The sequence below is a fragment of the Stenotrophomonas sp. PS02298 genome, assembly GCF_029959445.1.
Classification (GTDB): domain Bacteria; phylum Pseudomonadota; class Gammaproteobacteria; order Xanthomonadales; family Xanthomonadaceae; genus Stenotrophomonas.
In genome coordinates, this window is record NZ_JASCOR010000133.1 from 1 (window position 1) to 12,550 (window position 12,550).

Sequence of the window (12,550 nt, forward strand, 5' to 3'; positions counted from 1 at the left end):
GGCTTACGCCGCTCCTACAGATGTCATGCGGCCTGCGGCTTGCCGGTAAGGCCTCTGCCGAGCATGGCTCGGCACCACCGGTTACGGTTTGCCGTTTGCCCGGTCGGCGACCCATGCAAAAAAAAACGGCGCCGAGGCGCCGTTTTTTCTTAGAGGCCGTAGCCGAATTGCTGCTTGAACTGGTCGTTGAACTCGGCGAAGTCGAAGCGCTGGTTCTGCGTGCCCGGGTGTTCCACCTTCAGCGCGCCCATCAGGTTGCTCATGCGGCCGACGGTCAGCCAGTCCATGCCCTTCTCGATGCCGAAGATCAGGCCGGCGCGGAAGGCGTCGCCACAGCCGGTCGGGTCGACCACGCGGCGCTCGTGCGCCGGCGGGATGTCGAAGCTCTTTTCCGGGGTGTGGATGATGGCGCCGCGCGGGCCCTGGGTGGTGATGTAGGCCTTGGTCCGGGCGACGATGTCGGTCTCGCTCCAGCCGGTGCGCTGCTGCAGCAGGTTGGACTCGTAGTCGTTGACCACCACGTAGTCGGCCTGCTCGATGAACTCGCGCAGTTCCGGGCCGTTGAACAGCGGCAGCGCCTGGCCCGGGTCGAAGATGAAGGGAATGCCGCATTCCACGAACTCGGCGGCGTTCTGGATCATGCCTTCGCGGCCGTCCGGGGCAACGATGCCGAAGGTGACGCCCGGCACGTCGCGCACATGGTTCTCGTGCGAACGCATCATCGCGCCCGGGTGGAAGGCGGTGATCTGGTTGTTGTCGTGGTCGGTGGTGATGAAGCACTGCGGGGTGAACATGTCTTCCAGCACCCGTACCTGGCTCAGGTCGATGCCCATGCGCTCGAAGTGCTCACGGTAGGGGCCGAAGTCCTGGCCCACGGTACCCATCGGGATCGGGCTGCCGCCCAGCAGCTTCAGGTTGTAGGCGATGTTGCCGGCGCAGCCACCCAGCTCGCGGCGCATGCGCGGCACCAGGAACGACACATTCAGGATGTGCACCTTGTCCGGCAGGATGTGGTTCTTGAACTGGTCCGGGAACACCATGATGGTGTCAAAGGCAAGGGAACCACAGATCAAAGCGGACATTGCGAACAGGCCTATACGTAAAAGGAAAAAGCCGCCGCGCACGCGCAGTCGACCCGGCGCGACTGCGCGCCAAAGTGCGTAAGGTTACCGGCTGCGGCGGTCCACGGCCACAAGCAAGGATGTACCGCAGCTGCCCGAAGTGGTCGAAAGCCCAGAATTCCCTAGGATTTTCCTTGCTCGGGCGGGGGTGGGTTGATAGGCTAACTGCCCTCATTTTCTGCCCATTTTTTCGCCAACCGGCGTGGGCGCGACACCCCTCAGGATCACTTCCCAGATGTTCAAGAAGCTGCGTGGCATGTTCTCCAATGACCTGTCCATTGACCTGGGCACGGCCAACACCCTTATCTATGTGCGCGGCCAGGGCATTGTGCTGAACGAGCCGTCGGTCGTGGCCGTGCGTCAGGACCGTGCTATCGGTGGCACCCGCTCGGTGGCTGCCGTCGGCGCCGAGGCCAAGCAGATGCTCGGCCGTACCCCGGGCCATATCACCACCATCCGCCCGATGAAGGACGGCGTCATCGCTGACTTCACCTACACCGAGGCGATGCTCAAGCACTTCATCAAGAAGGTGCACAAGTCGCGCGTGCTGCGCCCCAGCCCGCGCGTGCTGGTCTGCGTGCCGGCCGGCTCCACCCAGGTGGAGCGCCGCGCCATCAAGGAATCGGCCGAGGAGGCCGGTGCACGTGATGTGTTCCTGATCGAAGAGCCGATGGCTGCTGCGATCGGTGCCGGCATGCCGGTCACCGAGGCGCGCGGTTCGATGGTCATCGATATCGGCGGTGGCACGACCGAAGTTGCGGTCATCTCGCTGAACGGCATTGTCTATTCGGCCTCGGTGCGTATCGGTGGCGACCGTTTCGACGAATCCATCACCAATTACGTGCGCCGCAACCACGGCATGCTGATCGGTGAAGCCACCGCCGAGCGCATCAAGGTGGAGCTGGGCTGCGCCTACCCGCAGGCGGAAGTGATCGAGATGGAAATCTCCGGCCGCAACCTCGCCGAGGGCGTGCCGAAGATGATCAAGATCAGCTCCAACGAAGTGTTGGAAGCCCTGCACGAGCCGCTGTCGGGCATCGTCTCGGCGGTCAAGCTGGCCCTGGAGCAGACCCCGCCGGAATTGTGCGCCGACGTCGCCGAGCGCGGCATCGTGCTGACCGGTGGCGGCGCCCTGCTGCGTGACCTGGACCGCCTGATCTCCGAAGAAACCGGCCTGCACGTGCAGGTGGCCGACGATCCGTTGACCTGCGTGGCCCGCGGTGGCGGTCGTGCGCTGGAGCTGGTGGACATGCACGGCAACGAGTTCTTTGCGCCGGAGTGATCCGCAGGGAACAGGGGCTGGGGAATCGGTAACGGGGGGCAGGGTGCCCTGCAGCGCGTTCCACTCTCCAGCATCCATTTCCCGGAACCATCGGCGTGACGCCAGTCGCGCCGTTTCCATACCTGATTCTTCCTTTCCCATTCCCAGCCTTCTGTCGTGCCCCCTTACGCCGGTCCTCCCGTAGCCTCCCGTCAGGGGGATGCCAGTAGCACGCTGCGTCTGCTGGCGTACCTGGCCTTGGCCATCACCTTGATCGTGCTCGACGACCAGGGGGGCTGGATGTCGCGTCTGCGCGCCCAGGCCAATGTGCTGGTGCAGCCGATCTGGGCCCTGGCCGGTGTGCCGGGCCGGGTAGGGGCGTCGGTCAAGGACAACGCGGCCAGCCATAACCAGCTGGTCAGCGAAAACCGCGAGCTGCGCAACCAGCTGCTGATCGCCAACGCGCGCCTGACCCGCCTGCAGACTGCGGCGCTGGACAACGCACAGCTGCGCGAGCTGCTCAACGTGGCCGAGCGCAATGGCCTGGACGTGCAACTGGCGCCCATCCTCGATATCGACCTGGATCCGGTCAAACAGCGCCTGGTGCTGGATTCGGGCAGCCGCGCCGGCGTGCATGTCGGCCAGGCAGTGATCGATGCCGGTGGCCTGATGGGCCAGGTGATCGCGGTGACGCCCGCGCATTCGACGGTGCTGTTGCTGACCGATCCGGACCATGCGGTACCGGTGGCGGTGGCACGCAATGGCGTGCGGCTGATTGTCTACGGCCGTGGCGACCGACTGGAACTGCGTGATATTCCGCTCAGCGCGGGCGTGGAAGTGGGCGATGAGATCGTCACTTCCGGTCTGGGTGGGCGTTTCCCGGCCGGCTTCCCGGTCGGAAAGATCCTGAAGCTGCGTCCCGACGACACCCATGCCTTCCTGGTCGGCGAGTTGGAGCCAGCGGCCAAGCTGGACCGTGGCCGCAACGTGCTGCTGCTGCGTTCGGTACCGGCGCTGCCGCAACTGCCGGACAGCACTGCCATCGAATCGGCGCCGGAAGCCGCGGTTGCGGGCGGTCCATCCGCCGCCCCGGTCAACCGCATGGGCGCGCCGGCTGCCGTTGTTCCCGCCAGCGGCAACGCCAGCACCCCTCCGGCTGCGGCGGCCACGCAGGCCCCGGCCAGCACGCCAGCGACCGAGCCGGCAGCTGCAGGCCAGGCACCCGTCCCGGCGACAACGCCAGCCAGCGAATCCGCAAGCCCGGCAACACCAGTGACCACTGACAACCCGACCCCGCCGCAGGTGCGCCCATGAGTCGCCTGCGCACCAAGGGCTGGGTGATGCCGGTCAGTTTCGTGCTGGCCTTGCTGCTGGCGCTGATTCCGCTGCCTGAACTGCTGTTGCCGGCGCGGCCGTATTGGCTGGCGCTGGTGCTGGCTTACTGGGTGATCGAAACCCCGGACAAGGTTGGATTGGGCTTCGCCTTCTGCATTGGCCTGCTGGCCGATGTGATGTTTGGCGGCATTCTGGGTGAGCAGGCGCTGCGGCTGGTGGTGATGGCCTTCATCCTGCAGCGCTTCCGTGCGCGTATCCGGTTCTTCCCGCTGTCGCAGCAGGCCCTGGCGATGGGCGGGCTGCTGTTCAACGACCGCGTGATCGATGCAGCCATCCACCTGCTGGTGGGTGAGCCGATGCTGCCGTGGAGCTACTGGGTGGCACCGCTGCTGGGCATGGCCTTGTGGCTACCGCTGTATGTGCTGCTGGATGCGGTGCGGCTGGGCAAGCGCGGGCGCTGACGATGGCGCCGCGCCGCCAGCACAAGAACACGCATGCGGAGGCCGAGCAGTTCCGGCGGCGTGCCGCGATCGGCTTCCTGGGTGTGCTGCTGACCCTGGGTTTCCTCGCCGGCTGGTACTTCAAGCTGCAGGTGCTGGACCACGACATCTACGCCACCCGCTCCGAGGCCAACCGCATCAAGGCGCGGCCGGTGGTGCCGGGGCGTGGCCTGATCTACGACCGCAACGGTCGCCTGCTGGCCGAGAACGTGCCGGCCTTCCGCCTGGATGTGACCGCCGACAAGGTCGCGGACATGGACGCTACCCTTGCCGGGCTGCAGAAGATCTTCTCGCTCAGCGAGGAGGACATCGAGCGCTTCAAGCAATCGCGCAAGGCGCGCCGTGGCTTCATGCCGGTGACGTTGAAGCTGCGTGTCAGCGACGACGAGATGGCACGCTTCGCCGTGGACCGCTGGCGCTACCCGGGCGTCGAGCTCGAGCCCTATCTGACCCGGCGCTATCCGTATGGCGATCTGTTCGGCCACATCATCGGCTACGTCGGCCGTGTCGATGACAAGGACCTGGAAGAACTGGGCGAGGGCAATGCTGCGCTGACCCACATCGGCAAGTCCGGGCTGGAGCGCTTCTACGAGACCCAGCTGCGCGGCAAGATCGGCTACGAGCAGGTCGAGACCAATGTGCAGGGCCGTGCGATCCGCACGGTCGGGCGGGTGCCGGCGCAGTCGGGCACCGATCTGCGCCTGTCGATCGATGCCGACCTGCAGCGCGCCATGGTGGCGGCGTTCGGCGAGCAGGAAGGCTCGGCGGTGGCGATCGATCCACGCACCGGCGAAATCCTGGCCATGGTCAGCCTGCCGTCGTTCGATCCCAATCTGTTCGTCAACGGCATTTCCCACGCCGATTTCAAGCTTCTCAACGAGAACCCCTCACGGCCGCAGTTCAACCGACTGGTGCTGGGTGGCGTGGCGCCGGGTTCGACGGTGAAGCCCTTCCTTGGCCTGGCTGGCCTGGACAGTGGTTTGCGCAGGCCCGAAGACAAGATCCTGTCGCGCGGCATGTTCTACCTGCCCGGCGTGAGCCGTGGCTGGGGTGACGCCAACCGTGGCGGCCATGGCTGGACCGACCTGCGCAAATCCATCTCGCAGTCGGTCAACACCTATTACTACCAGCTCGGTATCGACATGGGCATCGAGCGCTATGACGACTACATGGGCAACCGCTACGGCTTCGGCCAACCCACCGGCATCGACCTGGCCGGTGAGATCGGCGGCATCCTGCCGTCACCGGCAGCCAAGCTCAAGGCCAACAAGGAACGCTGGTATCCAGGCGACACGGTCAATGCCAGCATCGGCCAGGGCCTTTGGAAGGTGACCCCGCTGCAACTGGTGCGCGGTGTCGGTGGATTGGCGACCGGGCAGTTGCGCACACCGCACCTGGTGATGGAACAGCGCGCCGGTTTCGACCACGATTGGGCGCCAACGCCGCAGTCGGCGAGCAAGCCGATCAGTCCCAATCCGGCCAACGTGCAGGCGGTGCGCGAGGGCATGATGGGCACCATGCAGCCCGGCGGCAGTGGCTGGCGTGTGGCTGCCGGTGCGCAGTACCTCATGGCTGGCAAGACCGGTACCGCGCAGGTCATCAGCCGCAAGGGCACGGCCGCGTTGAACCCGCGCAGCCTGCCGATGCACCTGCGCCATCGCGCGCTGTTCGTTGGTTTCGCACCGGCCGAAGAACCGGTGATCGCGATTGCCATCGCGGTGGAAGGCGGCGGCTACGGTGGTTCGGCCGCCGCGCCGATCGCACGCAAGGTGTTTGATGCCTGGTTGCTCGGAGTGATGCCCGAAGGCCTGCAGCCGCTGGATGCCGAGCGCGGCACGGTGGCGGTTGGCGTGGCGACCTTTGATACCGAAGATGCCAGCTGGCGCGCGCGCGGCGAGCAGGTTGCGCCGCAGTTCGCCGATCTGCCGATCATGGTTGGTGCTCCGGCACCGCTGCCAGGTACACCGCCGCAGCCTGTGCCCGAGGCGCTGCCCGGTGTTGCGCCGGCAGCTGCGCGTCCGGCGGTGCCGGCGGCAACCTCAGCGGAGGTGGGCCGATGAGGGATTTCCTGCGCTGGGCGTTGGAGATGGGTCAGCGCCTGACCCGTGGCCTGGACTGGCCGTTGCTGTTTGCCTTGCTCGCCTTGATGGTCATTGGCCTGTCGGTGCTGGACAGCGCCGGTGGCAGTGGCCTGGTGATGGCGCAGGGCGCGCGCTTCGCGGTGGGCCTGGTGGCGATGTGGGCGATCTCGCGGGTGTCGATCCTGCGCATCCGCGCGTGGACGCCGATGATCTATGCCTTGTCGATGTTGCCGCTGCTGGCGGTGTTCGTGCTCGGCACCGGCAAGTACGGGCGGCAATGGTTGAACCTGGGCCTGTTCTACCTGCAGCCGGCCGAGTTGTTGAAGGTCAGCCTGCCGATGATGGTGGCCTGGTACCTCAACCGCATGCCCTTGCCACCGCGTATTCCGGTGGTGCTGGTGGCGGCGGTGATCATTGGTGTGCCGACCGGGCTGGTGATGTTGCAGCCGGACTTCGGTACCGGCGTGCTGATTGCCGCCAGCGGTGCCTTTGTATTGTTGCTGGCCGGCCTGCCGTGGTGGTGGGTGGGCGTGGGCGTGGGCGGTGTTGCCGCGGCCGCGCCGGTGGCCTGGTTCTGGCTGCTGCGGCCGTACCAGAAGGACCGCATCATGATGTTCCTCGACCCGGAGAGCGATGCGCTCGGTGCGGGTTGGAACATCATCCAGTCCAAGATCGCCATTGGTTCCGGCGGACTCACCGGCAAGGGCTGGGGCCTTGGCTCGCAGTCGCACCTGAACTTCATTCCCGAACAGACCACCGACTTCGCGTTCTCGGTACTGAGCGAGGAGTACGGCTGGATCGGTGTGGCGGTGGTGCTGGCCTTGTACCTGTTCGTGATCGGCCGCTGCCTGTGGATCGCGGTGGATTCGCGCGATACCTATTCGCGGCTGCTGGCGGGCGCGACTGGTCTGGCGTTCTTCGTCTACATCCTGGTCAACGGCGGCATGATCTCCGGCCTGCTGCCGGTGGTGGGCGTGCCGATGCCGTTGATCAGTTACGGCGGTACCTCGGCGGTGTCGTTGCTGGCCGGCTTTGGGTTGGTGATGGCGGTGCGTGCGCACCGGCCGGTGCACGGTGGTTAGCGCAATGCTGTTGCGTGGATCGTCCATTTATCCGCGGCAATATTGCGAGCTTTGATCCAGATCAAACACCTGGCTTTACCAAACCTTCACACTACGCCCCGTCACCGGCGCGTAGTCCGCGCTGTGGCTGTCGACTCGCCGTATGGGGCAGTTGGCAGGTTGGCATCTGGCGGGATGACGGGGGGAGCCGTCGTCCCGGGTCCCCCGGACGCTGACGCGAGTGTCGGTCATCTCAGCGGGATGGGGAGATGACCGACGCTCCTTTTTTTGTCTGGCCGACTTGGCCACGATCCTTTCCGGAGCAGATTGCCGGTCCACAATCAGCGGCATCGCCTTGCCTATTCATCGAATGGCGCGAATCCGAGGGGCTTCGGCGCGGATCGGCGTAGCGTATTTTTCGCTTCAATCCTGTTGTGTTTCATGGTGTTATTGCAGGAAATTCATCTTTGACCTGCTAATCTCGCCCGATGATTAGACGCGCCCTGGTTTGCTGCCTCACCCTCGGCATGGTTGCCTGCGCAACCCAGCCGAAGACTCCTGCACCTCTGCCGGCCCCGGCGGAAACTCCGGTCAAGCCGAGTACCGGCCCGGCCGAAGCCGTACCCGAGGCCAAGACCGCGTTGCCGCCGGTCGACCTGACGCCGGTGCCATTCGAAACCGCCCGCGCCAACTTCGTGCGCGATACGGCGGCGAAGTACGGCATCGATCCGGCCTATATCGAAAGCACCCTGGCGCAGGCGCAGATCCGCGAACCGATCATCGCCGCGATGTCGCGTCCGGCCGAGCGGGTCAAGCCGTGGAACGAATACCGGCCGATGTTCATCACCCAGGCGCGCATCGATGGCGGCCGTGCCTTCCTGGCGCAGCACCGCGATGAGCTGATGCGCGTGCAGGAACGCACCGGTGTGCCGGCCGAAGTGATCGTCTCCATCATTGGTGTGGAAACCAGCTACGGCCGCAATACCGGCAACCACCGCGTGCTGGATGCGCTGTACACGCTGGCCTTCAAATACCCGCGTACCGGCGACCCGGCCAAGCTGGAGCGTGAAGTGCGCCGCGAGCTGTTCTTCCGTGACGAGCTGGCCAAGCTGTTTGAATTGAGCGCGCTGGAAAAGCTCGACATCACCACGCTCAAGGGCAGCTATGCCGGGGCGATGGGCATGGGCCAGTTTATGCCGTCCAGCTACCTGGACTTCGCCGTGGACGGCAATGGCGATGGCCGCCGTGACCTGTTCAACAGCTACGACGATGTGTTCTCGTCCATTGCCAACTATTTCGTCAAGAAGGGTGGCTGGATCCGTGGCGGCACCGTGGCGGTACCGGCGACGCTGCAGGCCGGCTTCGAGGAATTCAATCCCACCGATTGGACCCCGACCTATACCGTCAGCGAGTTGGCGGCACGTGGCTACCAGCCGGTCACCCCTGTGCGTGCGGTCAATGCCAAAGCCACCCCGGTGACACTGGAAGGCAGCGACGGCAAGCAGTACTGGCTGGGCTTCCAGAACTACTACGCGATCACCCGTTACAACATCTCCAAAATGTACGCGATGGCCGTGTTCCAGCTGTCCCAGGCCATCGCCGGCAAGGAGCTTCCCCCGGCATGAACATCAAGTGGCTGGTCCCTGCGTTGATCGTGCTCGGGCTGGCCGCCTGCAGCAGCGCCCCCAAGAAGTCGTCATCCGGTACAGCGGGTGCCAGCTCGGCATCGCGGCCGGCGACGGTGGTGCACGGGCGCGGCAGTGCACGCGGTGAATGCCCTGAGGGTTCGCCTTATGCCAAGGCGCAGGAAGACCTGTCCACCCGTGGCAACTACACCGCTGGCGGCCTGTACAAGCCCGGTGTAAGCGACTCCACGCCGAGCTATATACCCAATGTGGACTGCATTCCCGAGCCGGTGGTGACCAACGAGGCGCGCTCGGCGGTCGGCAATCGGTCGCCGTATACGGTGCTGGGCAAGCAATACCAGATCATGGACCGTGTCGATAACTACGTGGAACAGGGCACCGCCTCGTATTACGGGCAGAAGTTCCACGGCCGCCTCACCTCCAACCGTGAGGTGTACGACATGTACGCCTTCACCGCCGCGCACAAGACCTTGCCGCTGCCGAGCTTCGCGCGGGTGACCAACCTGGACAACGGCGAGTCGGTGATCGTGCGGGTCAACGACCGCGGGCCGTTCCACGAAGGTCGCGTCATCGATCTCAGCTATGCCGCCGCAGTGCGGCTGGGCATCACCCAGCGCGGCACCGGCCGGGTCGAAGTGCATGGCCTGACCCCGGGCAGCGAGAACCTGCAGGCCTCCGGCGATAGCCGTCGCGCCCGTCGTGAACGGGCTGCGACGACGCTTGCCGCCGCAGCGCCGGCACCGCGACCCGCCGCGACGAGCCCCAGCCGCATGGACCAGCTGGTCGAGAAGCTGCCCGCCGCACCTGCACGTCCGGTTGCCGGCAATGCCGACCATTTCGACGCCTGGATGAAGGACAACGGTGTGCGCGTCGCTACCGGTCGCCCGGCCACCACCAGTGCAGCCAGCACGGCAGCGGCGCCGGTGAGTGTCCAGGCGCTGCCCGCAGCATCGGAATTGCTGCAGTTCACGCCGCCTACGGCCTCGGCTGCGGCCGCAGCGGCGAAAACTGCGGCGGGTCCGCCACCGAAGACCGTACCGGCCGACCCCGCTGCGCGCGCGCTGGGCTCGATCCTGCTGCAGGTGGCCAGTTTCTCCAGCCGTGACAATGCCGCGCGGGCCTTGGGCCAGCTGGCTTCAGCGGGTATCGTCGGTGCCAGCCTCAGTGACATCGTCAGTGGTGGCCGCACCCTGTGGCGCCTGCGTGTACCGGCCAGCGACAGCAGCAATGCCACGGAACTTGCCGGGCGCATTGCTGGTCTTGGGTTTGGCCTGCCGCAAGTGGTCCGCGATTAACCCCAGCACACCGGGGCGCCGCCAGCTGGCCGGTGTCGCCCTACAATGACTCCCCGAATTTTTCTTCCTCGTCCATCAGGAACCGCTGTCCGATGAAATTCCGTTTTGCCGCCGCTGCACTGGCCACCACGCTCGTCGTGGGTCTGGCCTCCGCCCAGACGCCCACCCCGACGCCCACGCCTGCACCGGCCGCAGCTGCTGCTCCGGCGCAGGTGGCGACGCCGCCGGCCCCGGTTCCGACCACCGCCACGGCATGGGTGCTGATGGATTACGCCACCGGCCAGGTGCTGGCGGGCGAGAACATCCATACCCCGCTGCCGCCGGCCAGCATCACCAAGGTGATGACGTCCTACGTACTGGCTGCGGAAATGAAGACCGGCAAGATCAAGCCGGACGACCAGGTGATGATGAGCGAGCGCGCCTGGCGCGAAGGCGGTGCAGGCACCGATGGCAGCTACAGCGGCTTCCCGGTCAACCAGACCGCGCGTCTGGAAGATATGGAAAAGGGCATGGCGATCCAGTCCGGCAACGACGCGGCAATCGCGTTGGCCGAGCATGCTGCCGGCAGCCAGGAAGCGTTCGCAGCGCTGATGAACAGCTACGCTGCCAAGATCGGCATGAAGGACTCACACTTCGTCAACGCACACGGCCTGAACGCCGAGGGTCACCAGTCCAGCGCCTATGATCTGGCGCTGCTGGGCCGCGCTTTCGTGCGCGATTATCCGGAGACCTACGCGTACAACAAGATCAAGGAATTCACGGTAGGCAAGATCACCCAGCCGAACCGCAACCTGCTGTTGTGGCGTGACCAGAGCGTGGACGGCATCAAGACCGGCCACACCTCGGCGGCCGGTTACTGCCTGCTGAGCTCGGCGCAGCGCGGTGACCAGCGTCTGGTGGCGGTGTTGATGGGTGGTGCTTCGGAGAAGCAGCGCGCTGATGACAGCCTGGCGTTGTTGAACTGGGGTTTCCGTTTCTTTGAAACCCATCGCATGTATGAGCCGGGCAAGGCGGTGACCACGCAGCATGTGTGGAAGGGCGCGGCCGATGAGGTGCAGCTGGGCGTGGCGCAGCCGATGCTGGTGAGCGTGCCGCGTGGCCGTTACAACGATCTGAAGCCGTCGATGGACGTGCCGAAGCAGTTGGTGGCGCCGATCACTGCAGGTCAGCAGATTGGTACGGTCAAGGTGTCGCTGGATGGCAAGGTGGTTGCCGAGGCGCCGCTGGTGGCCGTGCAGGCGGTGGAAGAGGGTGGTTTCTTCAAGCGTCTGTGGGATGCCTTCATGATGTGGTGGAAGTCCGAGTAAGGGTTTTCACTGGCTGAAAAGCCGAGCGGCGTTGCGGTGTTCTGTCGACAGGAGGTCATGTCGATGGGATGCGGTAACGCCGCTTTTGTTTTGTCTGCGGGGCGGCGCAGCGCCGCTTAGCTCCCACCCCTTACCAAGTGCAGCTGTGCTCCCTCCCTTTGCCGCAGGCAAGGGGAGGGCCGGGGAGGGATAGCTTTTGTCGTTGCTGTTGCCGTTGCTGTTGCTTTTGACTCACCGGGCCCCTTCCGCAGCGACGGAGCCAGTGGGAAGAACCCGAAGGGCGACGTGCAAGGATGCACGTCGTTTTTCGCCACGACAGGGATGTCGTGTCGAAAAATCCCGCTGGCGGAGTGGACCCGCGTCGCGCAGCGGCGTGGGCGTGGAGGCAGGGTGTGTTTCTTTTGGTTATCTTTTCTTTGCACAAGCAAAGAAAAGTAACTCGCTCCCCGAAGGGGAGAGAAAGCTCTTGCTCTTGCTTCAGCCGGAGCCGGAGCCAAGATCAAAGACTTTCGCCCGCCTGCGGCGCGCGAGCACACCTTTCTTTGCTTGTGCAAAGAAAGGTGGCCCAAAGAGGTGCTTCTTCAACAGCCGAATGGCTGGTCAAGCACACCCTGCCTCCGCGCCCACGTCGCGACGCGACGCGGGTTCACTCCGCTGGCAGGATTTTTCGACGAGACATCCATGTCTCGTCGAAAAACGACGCACATCCGTGTGCGTCGCCCCGTTCGGGGTCTTGTCTGCCGGCTCCGTCGCTGCGGAAGGGGCCCGGTAAGTCAAAAGCCGGAGCAGAAGCGAAAGCCGGAGCAGAAGCGAAAGCCGGAGCAGAAGCGAAAGCCGGAGCAGAAGCGAAAGCCGGAGCAGAAGCGCCCTCACCCCAACCCCTCTCCCGCACGCGGGAGAGGGGCTAGTCCACCAGCAGCCGACGCATTGCTAGCCCCTCTCC

General features: G+C 65.2%; 9 protein-coding genes. 8 read left to right on the forward strand and 1 reads right to left on the reverse strand.

Annotation, left to right across the window (positions count from 1 at the left end):
- Positions 1 to 149: 149 nt before the first annotated feature.
- On the reverse strand, positions 150 to 1,082 hold the full coding sequence (locus QMX78_RS16410; RefSeq protein ID WP_282271521.1) for a carbohydrate kinase family protein: 933 nt from the start codon (positions 1,080 to 1,082) through the stop codon (positions 150 to 152).
- A 274-nt stretch (positions 1,083 to 1,356) separates the two neighbouring features.
- Between QMX78_RS16410 and QMX78_RS16415 the strand changes: the two genes are divergently transcribed.
- From QMX78_RS16415 to QMX78_RS16450, 8 genes are all read left to right on the forward strand, one after another.
- Complete coding sequence (locus QMX78_RS16415; RefSeq protein ID WP_005419402.1) at positions 1,357 to 2,403, forward strand: rod shape-determining protein; 1,047 nt, start codon at positions 1,357 to 1,359, stop codon at positions 2,401 to 2,403.
- A gap of 156 nt (positions 2,404 to 2,559) precedes the next feature.
- The gene (gene mreC, locus QMX78_RS16420; RefSeq protein ID WP_282271523.1) at positions 2,560 to 3,696 is read left to right on the forward strand and encodes a rod shape-determining protein MreC; all 1,137 of its coding nucleotides are present in this window, start codon (positions 2,560 to 2,562) and stop codon (positions 3,694 to 3,696) included.
- Positions 3,693 to 4,178 carry a rod shape-determining protein MreD gene (gene mreD / locus QMX78_RS16425; protein ID WP_282271525.1) on the forward strand — a complete coding sequence of 162 codons (486 nt, stop codon included), beginning with the start codon at positions 3,693 to 3,695 and terminating at the stop codon, positions 4,176 to 4,178. Before mreC ends, mreD begins: the two co-directional genes overlap by 4 nt.
- Before the next feature lie 2 nt (positions 4,179 to 4,180).
- The gene (gene mrdA, locus QMX78_RS16430) at positions 4,181 to 6,277 is read left to right on the forward strand and encodes a penicillin-binding protein 2 (protein ID WP_282271527.1); all 2,097 of its coding nucleotides are present in this window, start codon (positions 4,181 to 4,183) and stop codon (positions 6,275 to 6,277) included.
- Positions 6,274 to 7,380 carry a rod shape-determining protein RodA gene (gene rodA, locus QMX78_RS16435; protein ID WP_282271529.1) on the forward strand — a complete coding sequence of 369 codons (1,107 nt, stop codon included), beginning with the start codon at positions 6,274 to 6,276 and terminating at the stop codon, positions 7,378 to 7,380. Before mrdA ends, rodA begins: the two co-directional genes overlap by 4 nt.
- Before the next feature lie 467 nt (positions 7,381 to 7,847).
- The gene (gene mltB / locus QMX78_RS16440; RefSeq protein WP_282271531.1) at positions 7,848 to 8,984 is read left to right on the forward strand and encodes a lytic murein transglycosylase B; all 1,137 of its coding nucleotides are present in this window, start codon (positions 7,848 to 7,850) and stop codon (positions 8,982 to 8,984) included.
- Complete coding sequence (locus QMX78_RS16445) at positions 8,981 to 10,300, forward strand: septal ring lytic transglycosylase RlpA family protein (protein ID WP_282271533.1); 1,320 nt, start codon at positions 8,981 to 8,983, stop codon at positions 10,298 to 10,300. Before mltB ends, QMX78_RS16445 begins: the two co-directional genes overlap by 4 nt.
- A 92-nt stretch (positions 10,301 to 10,392) precedes the next feature.
- Positions 10,393 to 11,607 carry a D-alanyl-D-alanine carboxypeptidase family protein gene (locus QMX78_RS16450; RefSeq protein ID WP_282271535.1) on the forward strand — a complete coding sequence of 405 codons (1,215 nt, stop codon included), beginning with the start codon at positions 10,393 to 10,395 and terminating at the stop codon, positions 11,605 to 11,607.
- Positions 11,608 to 12,550 lie beyond the last annotated feature (943 nt).